Origin of the sequence: Streptomyces sp. NBC_01077, assembly GCF_045162855.1 — a bacterium.
In the GTDB taxonomy this organism is placed as follows: domain Bacteria; phylum Actinomycetota; class Actinomycetes; order Streptomycetales; family Streptomycetaceae; genus Streptomyces.
The window spans coordinates 265,542-289,018 of the sequence record NZ_CP108669.1 but is presented as its reverse complement, the minus strand read 5'-3'; the positions used below and the strand labels follow the sequence as shown (position 1 = coordinate 289,018).

General features: G+C 64.8%; 8 protein-coding genes, 1 tRNA gene and 10 pseudogenes. 15 read left to right on the top strand and 4 right to left on the bottom strand.

Going from position 1 to position 23,477, the window contains the following annotated elements:
- Nucleotides 1-649 precede the first annotated feature (649 nt).
- The 3 genes and pseudogenes from OG462_RS01300 to OG462_RS01290 form a co-directional block, all read left to right on the top strand.
- Nucleotides 650-1,537 carry an alpha/beta fold hydrolase gene (locus tag OG462_RS01300; RefSeq protein WP_406053723.1) on the top strand — a complete coding sequence of 296 codons (888 nt, stop codon included), beginning with the start codon at nt 650-652 and terminating at the stop codon, nt 1,535-1,537.
- Nucleotides 1,538-2,739: 1,202 nt separating this feature from the next.
- Nucleotides 2,740-3,527, top strand: a pseudogene (locus OG462_RS01295) (transposase family protein); the annotation flags it as partial.
- A 75-nt stretch (nt 3,528-3,602) separates the two neighbouring features.
- Nucleotides 3,603-3,913: pseudogene (locus OG462_RS01290) on the top strand (transposase); the annotation flags it as partial.
- On the opposite strand, the pseudogene OG462_RS01285 reads toward OG462_RS01290, so the two are convergent.
- A pseudogene (locus tag OG462_RS01285) lies at nt 3,900-4,043 on the bottom strand (IS5/IS1182 family transposase); the annotation flags it as partial. The pseudogenes OG462_RS01290 and OG462_RS01285 overlap by 14 nt on opposite strands.
- Nucleotides 4,044-4,073: 30 nt before the next feature.
- Nucleotides 4,074-4,575, bottom strand: a pseudogene (locus OG462_RS01280) (transposase); the annotation flags it as partial.
- A gap of 837 nt (nt 4,576-5,412) precedes the next feature.
- Here OG462_RS01280 and OG462_RS01275 point away from each other — a divergent pair.
- Complete coding sequence (locus tag OG462_RS01275) at nt 5,413-6,000, top strand: hypothetical protein (protein ID WP_406053721.1); 588 nt, start codon at nt 5,413-5,415, stop codon at nt 5,998-6,000.
- 243 nt (nt 6,001-6,243) lie between these two features.
- On the opposite strand, the pseudogene OG462_RS01270 reads toward OG462_RS01275, so the two are convergent.
- Nucleotides 6,244-6,333: pseudogene (locus tag OG462_RS01270) on the bottom strand (IS200/IS605 family transposase); the annotation flags it as partial.
- A 1,603-nt stretch (nt 6,334-7,936) separates the two neighbouring features.
- Between OG462_RS01270 and OG462_RS01265 the strand changes: the two are divergent.
- Nucleotides 7,937-8,335 carry a hypothetical protein gene (locus OG462_RS01265; protein WP_406053719.1) on the top strand — a complete coding sequence of 133 codons (399 nt, stop codon included), beginning with the start codon at nt 7,937-7,939 and terminating at the stop codon, nt 8,333-8,335.
- A 143-nt stretch (nt 8,336-8,478) separates the two neighbouring features.
- Nucleotides 8,479-8,560 (top strand) — tRNA-Leu (locus tag OG462_RS01260).
- Nucleotides 8,561-8,718: 158 nt separating this feature from the next.
- On the opposite strand, the gene OG462_RS01255 is transcribed toward OG462_RS01260, so the two are convergent.
- Nucleotides 8,719-10,338 (bottom strand): GMC oxidoreductase, encoded by a 1,620-nt coding sequence (locus tag OG462_RS01255; protein WP_406053717.1) that lies wholly within the window; start codon nt 10,336-10,338, stop codon nt 8,719-8,721.
- Nucleotides 10,339-11,136: 798 nt separating this feature from the next.
- Between OG462_RS01255 and OG462_RS01250 the strand changes: the two are divergent.
- From OG462_RS01250 to OG462_RS01210, 9 genes and pseudogenes are all read left to right on the top strand, one after another.
- Nucleotides 11,137-11,888 (top strand): annotated as a pseudogene (locus OG462_RS01250) (transposase family protein).
- Between the two features lie 96 nt (nt 11,889-11,984).
- Nucleotides 11,985-12,661 (top strand): annotated as a pseudogene (locus OG462_RS01245) (transposase family protein); the annotation flags it as partial.
- A 607-nt stretch (nt 12,662-13,268) separates the two neighbouring features.
- Nucleotides 13,269-16,580 (top strand): S8 family serine peptidase, encoded by a 3,312-nt coding sequence (locus OG462_RS01240; protein ID WP_406053715.1) that lies wholly within the window; start codon nt 13,269-13,271, stop codon nt 16,578-16,580.
- Between the two features lie 448 nt (nt 16,581-17,028).
- Nucleotides 17,029-17,550 (top strand): GNAT family N-acetyltransferase, encoded by a 522-nt coding sequence (locus OG462_RS01235; RefSeq protein ID WP_406053713.1) that lies wholly within the window; start codon nt 17,029-17,031, stop codon nt 17,548-17,550.
- A gap of 39 nt (nt 17,551-17,589) precedes the next feature.
- A pseudogene (locus OG462_RS01230) lies at nt 17,590-17,807 on the top strand (transposase); the annotation flags it as partial.
- A 1,303-nt stretch (nt 17,808-19,110) separates the two neighbouring features.
- The gene (locus tag OG462_RS01225; RefSeq protein ID WP_406053711.1) at nt 19,111-19,434 is read left to right on the top strand and encodes a transposase; all 324 of its coding nucleotides are present in this window, start codon (nt 19,111-19,113) and stop codon (nt 19,432-19,434) included.
- Nucleotides 19,435-21,146: 1,712 nt separating this feature from the next.
- Nucleotides 21,147-21,719 (top strand): annotated as a pseudogene (locus OG462_RS01220) (IS5/IS1182 family transposase); the annotation flags it as partial.
- 65 nt (nt 21,720-21,784) lie between these two features.
- Nucleotides 21,785-22,986 (top strand): IS3 family transposase gene (locus OG462_RS01215; protein WP_406053589.1). Its coding sequence is split into 2 segments (ribosomal slippage): nt 21,785-22,070 and nt 22,070-22,986, totalling 1,203 coding nucleotides; the frame shifts between segments, so codons are not numbered across the junction.
- 18 nt (nt 22,987-23,004) lie between these two features.
- Nucleotides 23,005-23,298: pseudogene (locus OG462_RS01210) on the top strand (IS5/IS1182 family transposase); the annotation flags it as partial.
- Nucleotides 23,299-23,477: the final 179 nt, after the last annotated feature.

The window sequence follows — 23,477 nt, the reverse complement described above, 5'->3', positions numbered from 1 at the left end:
GGGGACGCCAGTACCCCGCCCATCAGGCATCCCAGGCCCGCAGCAATCCGCCGGGCCCTGAACAGCCTCTACTCCGTGCCTTCCCCGCCACCACACTGAGAGACAGACAGTGGGACTTGAGCAATCGGAGTCGAGTCCGGCGCGATGCCATCTTGGATGCCGTCCATTGCACCCGATCGCACCCCCCAGCAACTCGACTACACCGTAAGCCTGTTCGGCAGTGACAAGGCCAGCGCTGGTGCACTGTCCGGCAGCAGGTGGCGCGACTTGAATCCGCTGCCCGCTTCGCAAGATTGCTGCGGACGGTCGGCTCGACTGAGTGTGGAGATGCGGAACCCTGCGCGGGGAGGGTGCATTCCCGCTTCGGCCATGAGTCGACGTTGCGAAGCCTCGGCCATGACCGCGACGGTAGACATATTGAGCTGTGACTTATCCGAGAACCATCACCCGATGATCAATGATTTGCCTAACAATTCTGTTAAATGGGGTGAGAGGTGCGCTATGTTCCGATGGTCTTCGAACCCGTTATGAAGCCCCGATTCCGTCCGAGACCAGGGCCCGCCGACTGCGAGGGAGAGCTGAGCATGACTGACTGCACGACACGAGGGGTGCACGTCTCCCCGCTCGTCAACGATGAAGGCGGCTGGCGATGAACTCAGCAGAGAAGGTGATGATCGAATCCTCGGGAGGTGGATACCTGGCAGCTACTGTCACTCTTCCGCCCGGAGACCCAGAGGCCGTGCTGCTCGTGTGCCCCGCGCTGGGGGTGAGAGCGGACTACTACACACCGTTCTGTGAGCTCATAGCAGAGACAGGTGTGGCAGTGGTGGTTGCCGACATGAGAGGCCAGGGCGACAGTGCCCCGCGAGCCGGCCGGACCACCCGACACGGATACCACCTTCTCGCCTCCCGGGACTGGCCCTCGCTGGTCGCCTGGACGAGCGAGCGCTTTGGGCCCGAAGCACGCCTATTCCTGCTGGGCCACAGCATCGGTGGGCAGATCTCCCTCCACTACAGTGCGCTGGCCAAGAACGAGGTCGATGGACTGGTACTGGTTGCCTCCGGATCGGTGGACTATCGCGGTTTCAGCGGACTAGCACGGCTCAAAGTCCTACTGGGTACTCAGTTCATTGCCGGTGTTGCAACGCTTCTGGGCTATTGGCCGGGACACCTTCTGGGGTTCGCCGGCAGACAGCCCGCACGTTTGATGCGCGACTGGGCGCGCACCGCGCGCACCGGCAGTTTCCGTCCAGAAGGATCGGATATCGACTACGAGCGGCTGCTGGCGAATGGTGGCGGCCTGCCCACTCTCGCGATATCACTGTCTGGCGACTCCCTGGCGCCGCCAGCTGCCGTGGACCGTCTCTGCTCCAAGCTGCCGACTTCACGGGTCGAGCGGTGGCACTACGAACCGAGGGAGGGAGGGAAGGCCGACCACGTCAGGTGGGTACGTGACGGGGCGGAAATCGCCTCGTACGTGCGGTCGTGGATGAATGGGAACGGCGCCCGCACTCAAACGGGAGACTCCGATGGCTGATGTCTCGAAACCGGGGGAGAGGCGTCCGGGCCGATCGCGCTGGAGTACAGAAGGGAAAAGTACATGCCGCATACCGTTGGTCGGCTGGGGCCGATCGTAGGTGCCATCCAGGCGGTGGCAGTCCCGGACTGCAGCCCAAACTGAAATGGTAATCAGATATGCGACTGATGGTCAGTCAAGTCGCCCGCGCCGGCAACGAACTCAGTGCCCGGAATCACCTCCATCCCCAGGCGTCGACGCGATGATCTAGGCCCGATGCGGGTGGTTTGGCGGATCTCCCGATCTTGTGCTTGAAAGCCAGGAGATGGGGAAACAAGGCCGCAGTCCAGCTCGGCGACCCGCTGTCCACCCGACGCTGCGGACCAGCCTTGCCCTCAACCGCCTGACGTCGATCCGTCTCCGAGGATCCTTCCTGATATTCGGCAGAGGCTCACCGGAAGGTCGCGGGGCGGTCTGTCCAGTAGACGGTGTAACCACCCGGCGGACCTTCGCGTTGACGGGAATTGATCGCATAGGTTTGCAGACGATCCGGCGGATCTCTGCATCGAACTGCGGGAACGGTACGAAATCGCCCCAGGCATCTTCCCCGCGATTGGACGATGGCCGGGCGCTTCTGTCCCGCATCCTCACAGAACTTGAGGAAGCTGCTGGTGGCGGCGTCATCGGTCGGTGCGGTGCAGCCAGGCTTGGGGGTCTTGGCGACCTGGCCCCGGCTCTGGAGGCCGGCATAGCGGAACCGATGCCGCAGCAGGCGGACGCGCAGATTTGGACGACGGTGTGGGGCCAGACCTCGCTGACGGCGTCGGGCAGCCCTTCAACCCGCCTCATCCAGCTGCCCCACGGCTGGAAAGCCCCGAAGATACGCGACGCGCTCGCCGGGCAACCGCCGGCTGCCCGCCTCTCTGCGTGGAACCCCTGACCTGGGGCCAGGGCCGCGAGCTCCACCTTCACCAGGAGGCAGAGGAGCTGACCGGATTCCGAATCCCATCCCGCGAGTCCCACTCACCCTGGCAGCGCGGCACGAATGAGAATCCGAAGGGACTTCTGCGGGAGTACCTGCCGAAAGCTACCGACCTCGCCCTCTACGCCTGTTGTCGAGGCGTGAAAGCTGACCCCTGAGCGACTTTCTAACGAGCTGGTGTGTGATAGCGGCGGCTGGTGGTGTGGCCGCTGCGTGGTGGCATGATCGGGATGTGGCGATCATGGTCAACCGGATGGTTCTCGCGCATCGGGTGTTCACGGGGGATCTCCCGGCGCCATCTCGTTTCTCTGCTTGAGGAGTTGGCTGGTCCGTGGCAGGCCGTGGCCGAGGGGCGTCGTCACGAAGTACGCGGTGGTGTCAGGAAGCGTGTGGCAGGTTCCGGCGCCCAGAACCAGCTGGTGTCCGTCGACCGGCTGGTGGCCACGCTGATCCGTCTGCGGCACGATCTGCCGCACGCGGTCCTGGGTCTGCTGTCCGGTGTCGGCCGTTCCACGATCACCCGCGCGACCGGTGAGATACGCGGGCTTCTCGCCGAGCGTGGATGCACGGTCCCCGACCGTCCTGGGCTGCGGCTCCGGGCCCTGGCTGACGTGTTCGCCTATGCCCAGGCCGAGGGTGTCGAGCTGCGTCTGGACGCTACCGAAGTCCGGGGTCCGCCAGCCCGCAGCCGGCTGCGGCGGCAGGCGCGCATCCGTCCCGGGATAGAAGAGGCAGAACACGGTGAAAGCCATAGTTATTGCCGACGCCCGGGGGCGCATGCTCTGGACCGATGCCCTGCGGCCAGGGCGCATGCATGACGCGACCGCCACACGCAGTGAAGGCATCGCCGTCTGCTATCAGCACTTTCCCGACGAGGAAGCACTCCTGGACGACGGCTATTCCGGCCTCAGACGCGACCACCCCGGTCAGGCCATCACACCACCCAGGAAAGCCAACAAGACCAGCCCACCCCTCCACGAAGCCCGCCTGCAAGCCCGCCACCAGCACTCGTCCCGACGTATCAGCGTCTCAGGCCCGGGCATACTCAAAGGCTCCACTCGCGCCCACGAAGGCCAACATCCGCCAGCCTTCGCCTCCCATTAGGCGTACTCGTCCAGGGCGATCCGTCAGTCCCTGCGCGGTCGGGGCATCCGGACGGTGATCCCGGAGCGGTCGGACCAGAAGGCCAATCGGATACTGCGCGGGCAGGCCGCCGGCCTTCGACCGAGAGCTCTACAGGGGCCCGCAACGTAATCGAATGTTGCTTCGGCCGTCTCAAGCAGTTCCGCGCGATCGCCACCCGCTTCGGCAAAATGGCCACTTGGTACAAAGCCGGAGTCCACCTCGCCTCGCTCATCCTCTGGCTCCGCGAACCCACCCGAGATCGTTTGCCAGACAGAACCAGCGGTGGTTGAGGCGGCGGTGGCCGGTGGGCCGGGACATGGTCCGCTCGATCGCCCGGCCGCGGCGTCCGAGCCGTTCTGATGACTCGGCGCCCTTGCAGGCGGTGGGGACACCGGTGCGTTTGCCGCGGAGTCATTTCCGAGTTGGAGTATGTCGCAGGGCGCGTCCCGGTTGGTGACCAAGCGCCATGAGCTTCAGAGCTTGGCTGTCGTGGATACTGGCGGCCGGGACGTTGATGAGGAGGGGCAGTCCGTTCGCGTCCGGCAGGAGGTGCGTCCTGGTACCCGGCTTGCCCAGGTTCACGGGGCTCGGACGGACCTGTGAGTTTGCCCCCTTTCTTTCGCCCGGCCGTGTGCGGAGTCGAGGACCGCACGGGAGAGGCGGGCAGGCCGGCGTGGCCGAGGCGGTGCAGGATCTCCTCGTGGAGTCGGCCCCTCACGCGGGCCCGCGACCAGATCAGGAACCGGCGATGGGCTGTCGACTTCGACATACCGAAGCGTGGCCGCCAGGCGCAGCCGGACACCAACACGTAGATGATCGCGGCGAACAGTGCCTCATCAGGTGTGTCCCGTATTCCGCCACCCTGTGGCCGCATCCGAGAGGGTGGGTGCAACGGCTCGCTGATCTCCCACAGCCCGTCCGGAACAATCCAACTCCACGTACCCCGCCCTATGTCGGTTTCAACGACCGCCTCACTACATGGGGCACGGTCTAAAGCCTGCGTCTGGATATCGGTGGCTGCTGGGGTGATCTTGGTGAGGAATTTGAGGATCCCCTCGGCGGACTTTGTCCAGGTGAAGAGCTTCGGGTCCTGGTTCCTGGTCTCGATCCAAACCCGGATGGAATCTTTGAGTGGCTGCATCGAGGTGTGGACACCACGGCGGATGAGCTTGTAGGTCAGTAGGCCGAATCCACCGCTCGACCTGGCTGATCCAGGACGATCCATGGGGGCGTGAAGCGGATGCGGAAGTGGGGGATGCTTGGCCAGCCACGTTCTGATCTCCATATGTTGTGGGTGGCATAGTCGTCTCAGACCAGGTGCACGTCAAGGTCGCGGGTCCGCTTGATCCGCGTTCACCAGGAACTTCTTGAACTCGATGGCGGTGGAGTTCACGGATGACGGTGCCATCGGCGATGCTGAGGGCCGCGAAGAGGTTGGTGCCCACCGGGCCTCGGATGGTCGTGGATGCGCCGCTCGGGCATGCCCGGCATCCTCGGCAGGGCCGCCTGAGAGCGGTCCAGTGCCTAGATCCGGGACGTCTTGGCCATGCAGAGCCCCAAGCTCCTCACCTCAGCCAATGCCGAGCCGTAGAGACCCCATGGACTTCAGCGACGGAGCCTTGGGGACCGGTCTTCGGTGACGGCGAGAGCCACGCTGAAGGTGTTTCAGAGCGCGCCGAGGTAGGTGCGCCCAGCGAATCTCTGCAGTTCGGTGGAACAACAGTAAAGCGTCTGGTAGAGAATGTGAGTAGCATCTACCTGTCATCACGTCTACCAGGGAGCGGCCATCATGCCCAAGTTCTCCGCCGACGCCATCGGAATCAAGTCGCACTACGCCACGCAGATCGCCGCGGACTTGGAGCGCAACACTCGAGAGCAGGAAGAGATCAGCTCGCAACTGACCGCACTCAAGGATCAGTTGCTGGCTCTCCAGAACGACCACACACTGCTCGTACACATGGAGCAGTCCCTCTCGAACTCGCTCTCAGCCGCAGGCAGGGACGGTGAAGCCAACGGAAGCAACGGGCACGTCAAGCCTGCCGAGGGTGGCCGCGCGCCGGCTTCGGCAGTCAACGGCGCAGGAAACCCCGTCAAGGAGACGGGCTCCCCCAAGAAGCGGGCCAAGTACCGTCGCGCGGATGGCAGCCTGCCTCTTCGTGAGCTTGTCAGCATGCATCTGGCCGAGCACGAGGGGCCGCGGTCCGCAGCCGAGGTCGCTGCTGCGGTTTCGGAGGCTCACCCCGAGCGCAATGTCAGCATCGCTGTGGTGCGCAACACTCTCGAGAACCTGGTGGCCAAGAGTGAAGCTTCGCGGACTAAGCAGCAGAAGTCTGTTTTCTACTCAATCATCGACGGGATGTCGGTGACTCAGTCCTGATCGCATCCGACATCTTCGCTGTTGGAAGCGAGTGATTATTCGAACTTCCGCTATCGGGAGACCCAGACTGGCCAGAAGGCCCGAGCATGAGTGCGGGCCGAGAGGAATCCGCTGGCCTGAGTCTTCCGGGAGCGGGGGCTTTCAGCGGGTCCTAGCGAGGAACCCCGGGCCTTCAGGCCCGGGAGGAATCGCTTCTCTGGGCTGCTGTGACCCGCACTGGCGCACGGGTCATCACCGTCGACCTCAGCCGGGGCGCTTCTGATTCTCGATGTACTCCTGCACCACCGCGAGCGGCGCACCGCCGCAGGAGGCCGCGAAGCAGGACGGGGACCAGAAGTGTGCGCCTCATAGGTACTTGCGGATGTGGTGTCCCTGCCACCCCATAGGGGTGTCTGGAGCTCACCCAGCAGCCAGTTGGGCACTACCTCCAAGCCCGGCCCTTCAGGGCCGGGTCAAGTTGATGGCGAAGGTAGGTTCTCCAAACGGGAGTGGCTCCGGCCGGGCCAGGCTGAACCTCTTCGGGGCATGCGGACTATTGTCGAACGGGTTGGAGGGCCTGGGCCGTCGACTGCGGCCAGCGGGGCATCCGCCACCGATTCGATATCCGAGACGCTCAGCCACTCCCACCATGGATGGCTCGTTGGCACAGGTGCCGTTCTGGATTCTCCGGCGACAGCGCGTGCCAGGTGGCCGACGATCTGCTCGGGGCCCCACTCCAGGTCGAGCTTGGCCCTGGACCTCGGAACGAAGCTCCGCATCGAGCCTGAGTTTCGCCTGCCTACGGAGTCCTGCCTAAACGGGAAGCGACCTCGCCTATGCCCAGGCGGCGCTTGCGTAGCGTCGCGATCCTCTTGCGTTCAGCAGGGACAGGCACCGTCAGCCCAAGAGTCACTGACATGGCGCATCGGCGGGTTCCATCTGCACTTTCACGCCCAAGAGTGCCTCGTGGCTGAACCTGGTCGAGCGGTGATTCGCCGAGCTCACTCAGAAGAGGCTCAGGCATGGAGTTCACGGCTCCGAGCGCTCGAGCGTGACATCCGGGCCTCGCTCGCTGACCGGAAAGACCAGCCGCGGCCGTTCGCCTGGAGGAAGGCAGCTGACGAAAATCCTCGACAAGGCCACGGCTCAATGCCGCCGCTCTGACCCAGGTCACTAACAGCCTGGCATGCACACCTCACTGGGATCCCGACCTGCACTTGGGTCGGCCCTTTCCTTCAAGGTCAGCCAGGTGCTGTCTCGGCCAAGAGCCTGGGCTCGGGAGATCCCGGACCGCGGCCTTGGGCAGGTTCGTTGCCGAGTCCGGGGACAAGCCTGCGCTCTGTCTACGCCCCGCCGGTCGGGCGCTGAATCTGCAGAGACTTCCAGCCGACTGGGTGGTTGGCAGCCCGCATGCGCTCAAGGGACCGAAGCCACCAAGCGGGCGAAGAGCGGAGCAGGGCCGGGCTCTACCTCGTGAGGTGATCGTTCAGATCGGCATACGGGATTAGGTGGCCGCGGGGTGTTGGAAGGTGGAACACCTCTGGCGAGCGTCGTTCGCCGAGATCACCCACGTGTTGGTGTCCGGCTGCTGACGGGCTCCGTCGTCCCGCTTCCAAGTCTTGGCATCGCTGGCTTGCCGCGGTTCCTGATCCGGCGGCGGGCCAGAGCGCAGAGCCGACTGTGCAAGGAGATCCCGCCCGCCTCGACGACGTCGGCCTGCTCGATCTCGACTCGGACCACGTGAGGGCGAAAGCGGGTAGGCAAGCTCGCAGGGCTCCTCGTCGGCGTCTCGGACACGACCGTGATGCCGAGGCAAGAGAAGCGCATGGTCGCATCCTAGACGTACGATTCGTCGGAATTGTCCAAGTAGTGACTACTCAGGCGCCAGGACGGCAGGCCAGATCACTGTGGCAAGGAACGTATCCGCTGTCACTGCAGAACGGACGTCCGCATCGCCATGTCAATGATCGATCTGGCAATACGCCAGGCTCTGCGTTCCGACTGCCGCCACAGGGTGGGGGCAGTACTGGTGGCAGGACGGCGTGTTATGGCAGCCTCACCAAACCTTCGCCGCAATGACCCGATGATCGATTTCCGGCATGCCACATTCCATGCGGAAGAGGCTGTCCTCAGGCGAGTGCGCCACGCCGCCGGGGCGATCATCTACGTTGCTCGGGTTGCTTCCGACGGGGCCTCTCTCCTTGCCCGCCCGTGCCCACGCTGCCAGGACGGGCTGGCCGAGGCTGGTGTCGTCCGCGCGTACTACACGGCCTCGCCCACCGCAGTGGACTACATGGGTATTTGCTCGACCGGAGGCCCGTCACGCCGAGCCGCGAGACGGGACCGCACTGCCTGAGCCTTTGGTGGAACTTACAGACGCCGGCACCGGCATTCCGGTCGTGCTGGCAGCCAACAGGCTCTCAGGCATCGAGGAAGGGCTAAGTAAGCACTGACTGCTCATGAGCCGTCGCATGCGAGGGCTCATGTTGGGAAAAGCTTGGGCAAGTGGCGGAAAGGCAGACGCGGCGGACTTAAAATCCGCAGTCCTCGAGACGTGTGGGTTCGAATCCCATCTTGCTCACTGTGCATGGCGCCCCGCAGCGCCACTACGACGCTGCGGGGCATCGAACATCTCGATTCACCGGTCATTTCGCATGCGGCTCGGGAACGGATCGCGTAGAGCGGATTCAAGCGGATCTCGCTCGTACCCGGCATCTGCAGCAGCTCGGAGTGCTGGCGTCAGTCCATTTCGTCTTGCGCCAGAACTCTCGCCATATTCCGTTCGGCGAGAGCAGTGATCGTGACAAACGGGTTCACTCCGAGGGAACCTGGGATGAGTGACCCGTCGGTCACGTACAGCCGCGGCGACCCTTTGACGCGGCCATAATTGTCGGTCGCACGGCCGAGGACACAACCACCCAGAGGGTGATAGGTAAAATCATCGGCGAAAGTCTTATTCTCGCCAAACAGATCGTACCGGTAAATAGTTGCGTTCGCTCGGTTGATGCGGTCGAAAAGCGACTTTGCAGCGGTTACGGACGGTTGATTCTGGGACCGACGCCATTGCAGTCTTGCGGTGTCGGATGCAGAATCGTAAGCGATAGTGCCTCGTTCAGGGTTCTTTGTGATAGCAAGGTAAAGGCTGATCCAGTGCTCGAACCCCATCGGTAGAGGCGCAATCTCTGCGAATACCGGGTGTGTGGGATTTGACCAGTCGTCAATGCCCATGACAGGCATCGTCGCTTGGTTCTTTCCTACCGTGTCCCAGAGATGGTTAGCACGGGCAGTCATGACGTTGCCGTTGCCTCCCCACCCTCGGCCAACCTCCAGGCTCAGGTCAGGCAGAGTGCCCCTGTCGCGTGCACGCAGAAGAATCTCGGTAGTCCCGAGGCTTCCCGCGCCGAGAAACAACTGACGACAGCCGACTTCGGTAGTGGCCACGACCCGTCCATGGTCGTCAGTCCGGTCGACAGTCAGTACATAGGTACCGTCTGGCTCTCTCCGCACACCTCTGACTCGACTCATGGTCCGGATCGTGACATTTCCAGTGCCCAGAGCCGCAGCCAGGTACGTCTTATCGAGGCTGCGCTTACCATGATTGTTGCCATAGATGACCTCGCCGGCGAGGGCAGATTTGACCGCAAGGCCCGCCGCCTCGCGCTGCATGTAAGCAAAGTCGTAGACGCTGGGGACAAAGACAGTATTTAGCCCTGCTCTCTCTGCATGCTTGCGGGAGACGCGTGAGAAGCGATACCAATTCGTGGAGTTGAACCATGACGGATCCACGGTATTGACGCCCAGCATTTGGCGCGCTTTGGGGAACCAGGTCTCATACATCTGTGCAGCATTGACCTGAGGCAGCACTTCGGAGAAATATGAGCGCTTCGGGGTCACCGCCATGCCGCCGTTGACAAGTGATCCCCCTCCCACACCACGGCCCATGAACACAGACATGTCGGAGTAGCGGACACGATCGAGGACTCCTGGATAGGGGTTGATGTCCTTGTTGACGACATCCAGCCACAGGAAAGTGGCGAGGGGCGCCTCGGTGCGAGTACGGAACCACATGGAACGACGATCGGGTGTTCGGGTGGCGCAGAAGACCTTCCCGTCCGGGCCTGCCGTGTTCCAGAGACGGCCCATCTCGAGGACCAGTGTCTCGACGCCTGCCTCGCCGAGGCGAAGCGCGGCAACTGCTGCACCGTAGCCAGAGCCGACGACGACAGCGGGAGCGTACTGGGTCGCCTCAGGCTCCACCGCAGCTGCCGCGGTAAGGCCGATACGAGTGAACCCGAATGCCGAGGCCGCCTGGAGAGCGCCAACACCTAGCATGTGACGTCTCGTCAGATAGTTTGTCATGTGCGGAGCATGGGTGCCAGATGGGCGCTCCGGCAACCTCTGGGACTTGAGCGGATACCCGATGAGCGTTCCGCGTCGAACTCTCGCTCCCCGAACACATCGAGACCGTTGCCCGCAGGAGAAGCGTGTCACGCAGCAGGTCTGAGCCAATCGCGGTGAGTTGGCGCCGGCCAACTACCGCCCCTTCGGGCTCACAGCCCCCGTCTGCCGCTGCAAGCACTTCCGTGGATCATCGAGCTGAAAATGCTCTTGCCGATCATCACAATAAATTCGGCTCAGTGAGCTTCTTCAGCGGTCACTCCAGAGGATGAGTGGCTGGCTGAGGTTGACTGCCCTCTGAGCTGCGGCAGCGCAAAGCTCTCGTGGGCCCAATCGTCACCCGATCGGTGGCCACTCTGAAGAAGCTCAGTGATTTAGTGGTTATGCTGACGAACGGCGACGTCAGGGGCCGGACGATCTTGTGGAGCTGACGGCTGCCGCCTCACGGGGCATCGCCTGCGCGAGCCGCCGGATCTCCACCACGGTGCGGACTGCGATGCCAGGCATTTCTGCAGTATTGCAAGCCCGGCGCATCTCAGGTGCTTCGGATCACCACTTACCGTCCGGCCTCCATCCATCGCGCAATTCTCTCGCTCAAGTAGCGACACGGGCCCACGCAGTGAGAATTTTCGATTTGGTCACTGAGCATTTTCAGCGTGGCCACCGATCGGGTGATGACCTTGGCGCCCGCAACGGACAGGGCTCCCGGGCCGTTGGGTGAGGTGTTCGAAGTCTCAACCTGCCGGCCCAGGAGCCCTGTTGGTTCCCTATCCTGCCGCACTCGACCTGCCTCATGCGCTGGTCGAGTGGGTCACGATGCTTATCGTCACCCGTGAGGGTGACCGCCGCTGCAAGCTCCCGCCGCACAAGCGCGCCCTCGTCGCTCTCGCCTACCTGCGCAAGCACGACACTCTCGCGCAGATCGCCGCCGGGTTCGGCATATCCGTAGGCACCGCCCACGCCTACACCACCGCCGTCGTGCGGCTCCTCGCCGACCGGGCGCCGGGCCTGCTCAAGACCCTGCGCGAGCACGACCCGGACTACGTGCTCCTGGACGGCACCCTCAGCGAGTGCGACCGCCTGGGCGACGCACGCGCCGATTACTCCCACAAGCACCGGCGCCACGGCGTGAACGTGCAGATAGTCACCGATCCCCAAGGCCAGCTTCTGTGGATCTCATGCCGGCCTTGCCGGGCCGCGCTCACGATCTGACCGCCGCACGCACCCACCGCATCATCCGAATCTGCGAACGCCAGGGCGTCCCGATCGTCGCCGACCGCGCCTACATCGGCGCAGGCTCCTGGGTCACCACCGCCATCCGCCGCCCGCCCAACGGCGAACTGTCACCGACCGAACGGACGCTGAACCGGGCACTCGCCCAGGCCCGCGCTCCTGTCGAACGAGGCGTCGCCCGCCTGAAGTCCTGGCGGATCTTCCGCCGGAGCCGCTGCAGCCCGAACCGCACGACGGACATCGCCGCCGCGGTCCTCACCCTGGAGAGGCAACGCTGAAAATGCTCACTGATCGGGTGGGGGTGGAGTGGGCTGAGCCCCACGGATGTTGAGTGAGGTGTTTGGCCTCGGCTCTTCATCGGTGGGGATCTGTGGTTGCTTGTCGTGTCGTACTCACTCGACGTCCCGCAGGTCCTTGTGGAGTGGGGCACGCTGCTGATCGTCACCCGTGAGGGCGACCGCAGGTGCAAGCTGCCGCCGTCCCGGTGTGCTCTGGCCGACTGGTGTACCTGCGCAGGACGAACGCACATCGCCGTCGGGTCCGGCATCGGTGCGGGCGCTGCTCACGCCTGCATCCGTATGGTCGTGGCGCTTCCGGCCGGCCGGGAGCGCCACGCCTGACCGCAGCGTTGAGACCCGTCAACCCCCGGTATGTCCTGCCCGACGGGACGCTCGCCGGGTGTGACCGGGGCGATGATTCGGGCAAGCACCGCAGGCACGGCGTGACCCTTCAGGCCATCACCGCTCCAGACGGGACATTCGTGTGGATCTCACTCGAGGTGCCGGGCCGGCCCATGATCCGGCCGGGGCCCGTTGGCACCGGATCACCGCCACCTGTACCCGGCTCGGCATCCCCGTCCTGGCCGGCAAGGCGTACCAGGGAGCCGGAGACGGTGCCGGTGCCGCGTCGCACAAGGCCCGGCAAGGACCCCGCGATCGCGCAGAGATGCGCCGCCCGGGCACACTCCCGCCTGAGACGGCCGGTGGACAGAGCGACCGCCCCGACCAAGACCTCCCGCGTCCCCCGTAAAGACACCCTGCACCCCCGACAACCTCACATCAATGAGCTTCTTCAGAGTGGCCACCGATCGGGTGACGATTGGGCCCACGAGAGCTTTGCGCTGCCGCAGCTCAGAGGGCAGTCAACCTCAGCCAGCCACTCATCCTCTGGAGTGACCGCTGAAGAAGCTCAATCGCCAAGACCGTCCCCACCCCGACGACTCACCGGCTGAAACGGCTCAGTGGTCTCCCGCCGTTTCGCCTCACTCTGCTTCTCAGGCTGACAGCAGGTGCAGGCCGCGCCCCGTGACCGGCTGGGTGTAAACCCACATCTACCGAGGGCTGTGTTCAAAGTCACGCCGCTTGAGCGCTGACCTTGACTCGCCGACGGCCGCGTTTCAAAGCGGGCATGCACAAGGGTTCCAACCTGACGATTACGGGTGAAACTGCGATCTGATGCGTCCTTCAAGCCCGCCACAGACCTCGATTCGCTGTGCGTCCACCAGTCGTGATCCACGGCCGGAGACAACGCGCCACGCAGACGGCTTGGGTAGTTGCTACTCAAGTACTGCCGCACGGGCTTCTGTCGGGAAGACGGATAGGCAAGGGTGCCGTCGTCCGATACCGATTCCGGTTCTCTCATTACATGCAGGGATGCACATGACCCCCGAACCCCAGGAATCCATAACCCGGCGGCGGCGCCGCGGTTTTGTGGCAGCCGCGGCAAGCCTTGTTGCCGCTTTGGTCGGCGCCGGCGTCACTCCCGCGTTCTCAATTGCAGCAGTCGACGCCCCGTCAGGATCCGTCCCGTTCAAGGCGGTATCCGACAAGCTGGGGAAGGCTGACGCGGATCTACTGGCGCAGGCGGAAGCCAAGGGCGAAAAGACCGTCACCTTGATGGTCGCGACCGCGCCCGGTTCCACTGCGGCGGTCGCCGCGCAGCTTGACGCAGTGAAGGGAGGTTCCGTAGGCCAGGTTTATGACAAGCTCGGTTACGTTCGCGCCACGCTACCGACCGAGGGCGCGAAAGCCGCGATCAAGGCGGCTGTCAAACTCTCGGCTGTCCACGGCATCGACCTCAGCCACGAGATCGAGCTGGACGATCCGACGCCGGCTGCGGACCGGGCCAAGAACGCCCTCCTGGCCTTGCCGGTAGCCGGTTCTCCGGCCCCTGGCAAGGACACGCCTGCAGCGAACCCCTACAACCCGTCCTTCGAAACTGGAGCGGTGGAGTTCGTCAAGAGCCACCCCGGATACGACGGCCGCGGCGTGACCATCGGCATCCTGGATTCCGGCGTCGATCTGGGCCACCCTGCCCTGCAGCAGACCACCACCGGCGAGCGTAAGATCGTCGACTGGGTAACTGCCACGGACCCGATCACCGACAACGACGGGACGTGGCGGGCTCAAACAACGCCTGTCACGGGCCCGACGTTCACGGCATCAGGCACTTCCTGGAAGGCCCCTGCCGGTTCGTACCAGTTCAGTCGGTTCAGTGAATCGATAACAGCCACCGGTGACATGGCGGGCGACGTCAACCGGGACGGAGACACCTCTGACCGGTTCGGCATGCTCTACGATCCGGCTGCGGGGACGGTACGGGTCGACACCGACCAGAACGGCGACTTCACGGACAACGTGCCGATGAAGCCGTACAAGGACGGGTACCAGGTCGGCTACTTCGGCACGGACAACCCGGCGACCCCGGTGGCCGAGCGGATCCCGTTCGTCATTGAAATCCGCAAGGACGTCCCGATGGACCCGCTCGGCGGCACCTGGGTGGGCAAGAAGGCCGACTTCGTCAACGTCGGCATCATCGAATCCGAGCACGGCACTCACGTGGCCGGCATCACCGCCGCCAAGGGCCTGTTCGGCGGGAAGATGAACGGCGCCGCACCCGGTGCCAAGCTTGTTTCGTCCCGCGCCTGCTCGTGGAGCGGTGGCTGCACCAACGTCGCACTCACCGAGGGCATGGCCGATCTGGTCATCAATCGCGGTGTCGACATCGTCAACATGTCGATCGGCGGTCTGCCCGCGCTGAACGACGGCAACAACGCGCGCGCTGAGCTCTACTCCCGGCTCATTGACACCTACGGCGTTCAGCTGGTCATCTCGGCCGGGAACGAGGGGCCTGGTCTCAACACGATCGGGGACCCCGGCCTCGCCGACAAGGTGATCTCCGTCGGCGCTGCGGTCTCCAAGGAGACGTGGGCCGCCAACTACGGTTCGGTCGTGACGAATTCGTACGCCATGTTCCCCTTCTCCTCGCGCGGGCCGCGCGAGGACGGCGGCTTCACCCCGACCCTCACGGCACCCGGTGCTGCGGTCAACACCATCCAGACCTGGCTCCCCGGCGCGCCGGTGAAGGAGGCCGGCTACCAGCTCCCGGCCGGGTACGGCATGCTTCAGGGAACCTCGATGTCCTCGCCTCAGGCCGCTGGTGCGAGCGCGCTGCTGCTCTCTGCTGCCAAGCAGCGTGGTATGGAGCTCTCGCCCGCAGATCTGCGCACGGCACTCACAAGCACTGCGAAGAGGATCGTCGGGGCAAAGGCGCATGAGCAGGGCTCTGGGCTGATCAACGTCGTCGGAGCCTGGGCGGCGGTAGAGGATCATGCCACGGCGCACGAGTACAAGGTCATGGCACCGGTCGACACCGCGATCGACGAGTTCCTGCAGACTCCTGGCTTTGGTACCGGTATCTACGATCGCGAGGGCGGTCTGAAGGTCCGGCAGAAGAAGACGTACAACGTCACGGTCGTCCGCACGACCGGGCCGGACCGTCCGGTTCGTCATGAGATGCGCTGGAAGTACAACGACGGCACCTTCAGGCTGCTCGGTGCGCCTTCCGTGGAGCTCCCTCTGAACACGCCGGTCACCGTCAAGGTCGGTGCGCACCCACTTCTTTCGGGAGTTCGCAGCGCCATCCTGGAACTGGACGACACCACCACCGCCGGTGTGGACAAGCAGGTTCTCGCTACCGTTGTCGTCTCGGAGAAGCTGACCAAGCCCGGGTACTCCTTCTCGGCCTCCAGTTCCGTGCAGCGCAACAGCCACAAGTCGTACTTCGTGACCGTTCCGGAGGGCGCCAAGACTCTGGAGGTTGCCCTCGGCGGGCTGAAGGACAGCAGCCAGACCCGTTTCATCTCCATTCATCCGTACGGTGTGGGCGTCGAGGACAGCGCCACGATCAACTGCTACCCGAACTACACCAACCCAGAGAACACCTGCCGTCCCGACCAGCGCTCCTACAGCGACCCGCAGCCGGGAGTCTGGGAGATCGAGGTCGAGTCCCGCCGCACATCCCCGCTGCTGGACAACCCGTTCAGAATTGACGTCACACTGCTCGGCGCCGCTTTCGACCCCGCTGTGCAGACCCTCTCCGAGGTTCACGTCGGTGCACCGACTCAGGTCCAGTGGACGGTCAGCAACGGATTCGCCGGCATCAACGGCAAGCTGAGGGGCGGCCCGCTGGGCTCGGCGAAGGTCACCCGTCCATCGATCGAGGACCAGGAGACCCAGGAGACGGCCGTCACTCTCGCGAGCGGCGTCGAGAGGCTGGATGTCTCCATCGGCGGTGTCTCGGATGCCGCGGCCGACCTCGACCTTGAGCTCTGGCTGGGCGACACGTTGGTGGGACAGTCCGCGGACGGCGACTCGGAGGAGTCCGTCAGCATCGACAACCCCGCTGCCGGCACATACACGATCCGTGTGGTGGGCTATGCCGTACCGGCTGGTTCGACGGAGTTCGACTACCAGGACGTGTACTTCGCGCCCTCTCTCGGCAGCGTCAACGTCGACGATGCGCAGCCCGTAGTGCTCGCGAACGGTGCAACAGCCCAGCTAGCTGCCGATGTGGTTGCAGCCGCCCCCGCCCCCGAAGGACGCCGGTTCTTCGGCGAGGTTCAGCTGCTCAACGCCCATGGCACGCCCGCTGGCACGGGTCACGTCGTGATCGAAAAGGTCACGCCGTAGGAGCGTTGCGTATAGCAAGGGTGGGCATCTGGGCTACCGGGTGCCCACCCGCGCACGTTGCCGCAGAGTGGGCGCGTCCAGCATGGCGCCATTCTGAGCACGGCTTCACCCGCCTTGCCTTGCTCAACTGGAGGCCTCCGCGTAGGCGGGCGGGCCAGAGCTGTCTCTCGCATCTAGCGCCCTCGACTGTTGTCAGGGCGCTCAGCGATTTGCGCCACCATGGATTGCTTCGTGCAGATCACGAAGTGAGAGCTGCACCCCGGCTTAGCATGGGTACCGCTACTCCATTGTGCGAGGTGAGAGCCCTATAGCCTCTAATGCGCGCAGGCCCCGCCGCCATGCCCACTCCCGGGACGCAGTTTCTCGCGCCGACCCTGGCTGGAACGGGGCGAGCTCACCAATCGGCAGCGGCAAGCGCCCCGTGGCACTTCAAAGGAGACTTAGAACCGTGGCTGTACGCACTGCTGTCCTTGACGATCTTCCGTCCGTCTTGGAACTTGCCATCGCGTTCTACGAAGAAGGTGGATTCACCACACCGGAATCCACCCTTCGCGCCAACCTCGCCGTCTTGGTCGGTTCATCCATCGCTCGAGTGGCGGTTCAGGCCAAAGGTGATGACATCCTAGGGTTCGCGATCACCACGACGACCTTGGGGCTCGAAGGAGGACTGGTAGCTGAGCTCCAGGACCTCTACGTGACGCCAAACATTCGCGGACGCGGCTACGGTAGTCAGCTGATCAAGGACTCCTTGCGTTGGTCCTCTGCGCATGGCTGCAGCGCAGTCGAGTTGGTAATCGCCCCGAATGGAAGTGACGTTCGGCACTTGTTCGACTACTATGCCCAGCGCGGATTCGTCGACACAGGGCGGAGCCTGCTCGCCCACAGGTTCGCGTGGAATTCTCAGCCAGCGCACGGGAATCGGATGCCAGCATCTGCCACGACGCTTCCCAGCAATGCGCCTGGGCACTGAGCGATGTGGCGGTTGTTTGGTCGGCCCGAGGGACCGTAGCGCGAAGGCACCTTCGAGCCGCAGATCGTCAAGAAGCGCCAACACCGGCTGACCGGCGTTGACGAATTATCCTGTCGCTCGCGGCGAGGGGCCTGACCCGCAGCGAGATCTCCGCACCTCCGCCAGACGTCCAGGGAGCCGAGGTCTCCAAGCAGACCATCTCGACGATCACGGATTCGGTGATGGAGGGCGTGGCCGAATGGCAGGCGCGCCCGCTCGGCAAGGGGCGGTTTCCAGTGATCGTTTCGAATCAGCAGTAGGTGAGTCGCTTGGCCAGCGTCTCATGCCTCGGCCGGGGTGCGGTCTCCGACGACCCGGCGGGCACGTTGGCTGAAATGCTGCTCGACTTGCGCGAGGTCACGGGCGGCGGTGTTGTCAACGACTCTTTCATCTTGCCCCCTCCCGGGGCTCTCGGGCTCTGACGCTTGTCGTAGCACTCTTTGATCATGATGGGTGCGTCGATGGCGGGGCGGGGAAGGAAGCGGAGGCCGGCCCCTGAGGCTGAGTACTGGCGGCTGCTGGCGTCGGGTAAGGGCACGGTCAAGGCGCGCAGGCAGCTCGGGATTGGCAGGAAGACCAGCTGCCGTTGGAGGGAGGAGAGCGGCGGTGTCCCGCCGGCCCCCCTCCGGAGCATTCCGTTCGGACCGCTGCCTCTCGCTGCTGGCAGGCAATGGGATCGCCACCCTGCACGAGCGCGGCCTGGGCGTCCGCGAGATAACCGGGCGGCTCGGACGGGCGCCGTCGACGGCCAGGCGCGGGCTGCGCTGCAACAGCCGTCGTCATGACAACGGCGTCTATGACGCCGGCTTGGCCCATCAGCGATCCCGGGGAGCGGTTCCGTCGACCGCGGCGAGTCAAGATGGCGGCCGATCTGGAACTGAAGGCCGAGTCCCAGGACAAGCTCAATCCGAGTGCATCGCCGCTATCCGGGCGGCCATCCGGGAAGTCCCGGCAGCTGGCCGGGCCGCGGCCTGCAGTGCACCGCCCACGACTACACCGAGCCGGGCAAACCCCGCAGCGCCTGGAACGACGCCCAGGCCCGCACCGCGCTGGTGGAATCCCATGTCACGGATGCACTGCGGCTGCTCGGGCGGGACAGCTGCCCGAGAAGCGGCTCGGCGAGAAAGCCGCGAACGCGGTGGGCATCCCGGCCGCCGGGCAGGGCGTCGAACCGGCTGAGGGACTCCGGACGGCCGCGACGGGCGCTGGGGCCCGGGCCACCGCCCCGGGCCGCATGGTCTCCACGGTCGATCCCGAAGCCCGCCACGTCGCAAGACTCAATCCCATCAGCAGGACGGATACAAGGCCCACCTCGCCGTCGAGCCCGAGACCGGCCCGTTCACCGCCGTTGCTCTCGCTCCCGGAGCCGGGCCGGAACACCAAGAGGCCGCTGTCGCCTGGATCTGCTCGCCGAGGAGGACGAGCCGGTTCACGCCTTCGGCGACATCGCCTGCCTCACCGGCAACGCCCGCCAGGTGCTGGAGCGGGTCAGGCACCGGCTGCTTCGCCGTCGCCGCCACCGTGACCTGTTCCCAAGGGCACACAGTCCCGCTGCCGGACCCCGGCGGACAGCACCACCAGCGCAAAGCAGCCTTCAGGGACCTGTGCAGCGGGTGCTATCCGCGCGAGCGGTGCACCAAAGCCAAAGCAGGCCGGATCCTGACCATTCGCTCCCACGACCTCCAGGCGGCCTCTTGTCATCAGGCCGCGACCGCCCCTGGCAGGCAAGACGCCCACCGCCACCGGCAACCACCCGCCGAACATGCCCTGGCGGGGTGGCCGGAGCAGCGACGGCAGAGCTCTAGGCCGGTGGAAAATGGGGCGAACAGATTGCATGGATCATGAAGCTGCTGCGCCTGACTGATGAAATTGAGTACTCACTGCTCGGGAGATTGTCTATGTTTTGTCAAGATAATTCATACGAGCTAATCGACCCATGGGCATTGCCGCCTCACGGTAGGAACCGCTGTAGGAGCAGTGTGCAGGGCAATAGGTAAGGAATGAAATTGCGTATTCAATTAAGGATCACCAGTATGGGGATAGCGGCAGGGATCGCGCTTGCTGCTCTTTCCGGGTTTGCCGTCGCCTCATCCGCCAAGGGGGATCTTCGAAGCGCTGTAGTCGCGGGCGACGAGCTTGACCCGCCAAGGCCTACGACTGGCTACATCATCCACGTAACGGGCGGGTGACTGTCCAGGGATTCAAGTGGCTCATGAGCATCCACGCATAGAGTTGTGTCTTTGCCAGGCCTGCGCGGGCAATCGCCAGCTCAGGCCTGGTTGCTTGGACCGCTTGTCGTTCCTGGATTTGCCGCCGTTCTTGGCTGCCGGAGCCGGCCGGTCACAGCCGAGAGGATCGCTCATCTCCCCTCGAGAGCAGACTCCAACACACGCCCTGGCGGCTGCCTGGGCAGGCCTCCCTCATCCGTCAGCTGCAAGCCCTCGGCCTGAGCCCGGGCCACGAGTTCGTTCATGAACCGGCCATCCACGCCCGTCGACGCGGTGCCCGCTCCATGACCGGAGTTATACCGCTCTTCCATGCAGCCCTTCTGGAGTCGCCAGCAGGTGAGCGGGCGAGGCTTCTGGGGCGGTGGCGTGCTCGCCGACCTGCTGGCGGGCGCCGGGCCCGGATCCGTGTGAGACGCCACGTCCGGCATGGACGCGTTTCACGTCCAGGGCCCATGCCGGGCGACGGTGCCTGTCGTGGCCACGGTCGCCTGACACGGGTCGGGCCGTCGCCGCGGGCGGCCGAAGTTGCCACGGACCGGTGGGACGCTGCCTGGAGCAAGGGATGAACTGCGTGACGGCGGTGCGGTTCCCTCCGGTGGGCGTGACCGCAGGCGGATTGCCTGAGGCATAGCGACCAGGTGATACTTGCTGCCGTCCTGCCCGGTCGACAGGGCTTCGCCCTCTCTTGGATCCCCCTCTCTGCCGCGTGTATGCAGGAGTTGACTCACTGAGCTTCTTCAGAGTGGCCACCGATCGGGTGACGATTGGGCCCACGAGAGCTTTGCGCTGCCGCAGCTCAGAGGGCAGTCAACCTCAGCCAGCCACTCATCCTCTGGAGTGACCGCTGAAGAAGCTCACTGCGCGCGAGCAGTCAGGAACATCCGCTCCGCACAGCCGGGCCAGGAGAGTCTCGTGCAACCGCGGCCAACCGTCGGCTTCAGGCCACTCGGCCAGACGCCCCGGCAGGTCATGCCCGAACCGAAGCCCAGCTCCTGCGGAAGGCGCTTCCACATGATCCCTGCGTGCAGCACGAACAGGATGCTGCAATACCAGCCGGTCCGGATGCGGCTTCGGCCCAGGATGACGAACCGAGCCGCTACGCCTCGGCAACAGCGGCTCGATCACCGCCCACACGTGTCATCGACGTCCCACTGCCTACGCCGGCGCACCCCACACGACCGGATCAACGCTCTGAGAGCCACCCACCCAGCCCGAAGATCATTTCACTCAGGGGTTGTATAAGAGCGTCCGCCAGTAGGTGGGTGAAGTGGTGCAGGCACGGTCCCCGATCATGGAGTTCTTCACGCTTCATGATCACTCGGGGTGTCCGTGCCTGCTGTTCCATCATGCCTGCTCAAACCAGTCCGCGACCAGTTCCTGGCACTGTTGCCTGCCCGTGAGGACCATCATCCGCTCGGCTGTCACAACCCCCGGATTGCAGACGAGGTCGTCTTCGACCGCCTGGTGCAAGTGCTCGTGTTCGGCTGCGGATACGAACGGGTGGCCGATGGCCGCTGCTCTGCCACCACGCTGCGCCGGCGCAGAGACGAATGGATCGCACTCGGGGTGATGGAACAACTTCGGCTGCTGGTCCTGTCCGCCTACGACCGCATGATCGGCCTCGAACTCGATCATCTCATCGCGGACGGATGCATCACCAAGGCGCCCGCCGGCGGCGAGTGCGCGGGAAGAAGCCCGGTCGACCGCGGCAAACAGGGCCTCAAACGCTCGCAGTTGACCGAAGCGCAGGGCATACCGCTCGTCACCGAGCCGGCGCCCGCGAACATCCGCGATCACACCTTGCTGCCAGCCATTCTGGACGCCTACCGCGGCCTTGGGAACGTCCTGGGCCCCTTGCCGGAACACCCGCGGCTGGGTCTGGACGCCGGCTACGACTACCGGGGCCTTGACCCCTGATCTTGGACACACGAGAGACTGGATCCTGTGGATCTGAGGACGGACATCTCGTGGTCATGAAGAACTATCCGCCGGAGTTCAAGGCGGACGCTGTCGCGCTGTACCAGTCGCGGCCCGGAGCGACGATCAGGCAGATCGCCGCTGATCTGGGGATCAACCCCGAGACGCTGCGCAACTGGATCCGGGCGGGCGGCGCGAGCCGTCCCCGCGGTCACCGGGCGGAGGAACCGGCCCGGCCACCGGTGCCCCTGGAGGCGGAGAACGCCGCTTTGCGCAAGAAGGTCCGTGAGCTGGAGGAGGAACGCGAGATCCTGCGGAAGGCGGCGAAGTATTTCGCCGGGGAGACGCGCTGGTGAACCGCTTCCAGTTCGTCGCCGACCATCAGCGCCGCTTCGGCGTGAAGCGGCTGTGCACCATCCTCTGTATCGCCCGCTCCAGCTTCTACCACTGGCGCGCGACAGCCCCCGACCGGGCCGCCCGCCAGGCGGCCGACGCCCGCCTCGCAGCCCGGATACGGGCCGTGCACCTCGAATCGGATGGCACCTACGGCGTTCCCAGGATCACCGCCGAGCTCCGCGCGGACGGCGAACATGTCAACCACAAGCGGATCGCCCGCGTGATGCGAAGCATCAATCTGCAAGGAGTGCGGCTGCGTCGCAGACACCGCACCACGATCCCGGACGAGGCGGCCGCGAAGACCCCCGACATGATCAAACGGGACTTCACGGCCGACACGGTGAACAGTAAGTACGTCGGTGACATCACGTATCTCCCTTTGGAAGGCGGGAAGTTCTTGTATCTGGCCACCGTCATCGACCTCGCCTCACGGCGTCTGGCCGGCTGGGCACTCGCGGAGCACATGCGAACCGAGCTCGTCACCGACGCCCTGGCCGCCGCCCAGCGAACCCGCGGCAGCCTCGCCGGTGCGATCATGCACACCGACCACGGCGCGCAATACGTGAGTCGGGCATTCGCCGAAGCCTGCAGGTCAGCAGGGGTGATCCAGAGCATGGGCACGATCGGGTCCAGCGCGGACAACGCACTCGCCGAGTCCTTCAACGCAGCCTTCAAACGGGAAACACTCCAAGGCAGAAAGTCCTGGCCCAGCGAGCGCGAAGCCCGCCTCGACGCATTCCGGTGGCTCCACCGCTACAACACCCGGCGCCGTCACTCCCGCCTTGGACACCGCAGCCCCATCGCCTACGAAACAGCAGCCACAACACCATCAACTACGCTGGCCCAAGCCGCATAACCCGTGTCCAGTATTCGGGGTCAAGGCCCCCGGCCCGTCCGCGACGACCTGGCCGAACGCGGCATCGACGCCCGGATCACTCGCCGCGGAATGAAGGTCCCTATCCAGGCCGGTGGACGCTGGGCCGTCGAGCGGACGAACTCCTGGCTGAACAGCTTCGGGAAACTCCGCCGCTGCACCGAGCGACGCAAAGCCGCGATCGGGTTCTACATCGCCCTGGCCTGCATATTCGTCACCATCCGCCACCCGATCCGCAAGGCCTGGACCCACTACCGATGGGACACACGACCCCGCACACCCCGCATCCGATGACCTACTGGCGGACGCTCTAAGTACCGGCTGCTCATGAAGAAGCGCCGGGACTCATCGCATATTTGGAACCTGCGCCGGCAGCCCTGTTCAAGCTGACGGGTTTCAGGAAGCGGCCTTTGTTGTGCCGAACGTGGTCTGCTCCAAGGCACCGGCCTGCGTCAGTGATACCGCACCGGTGC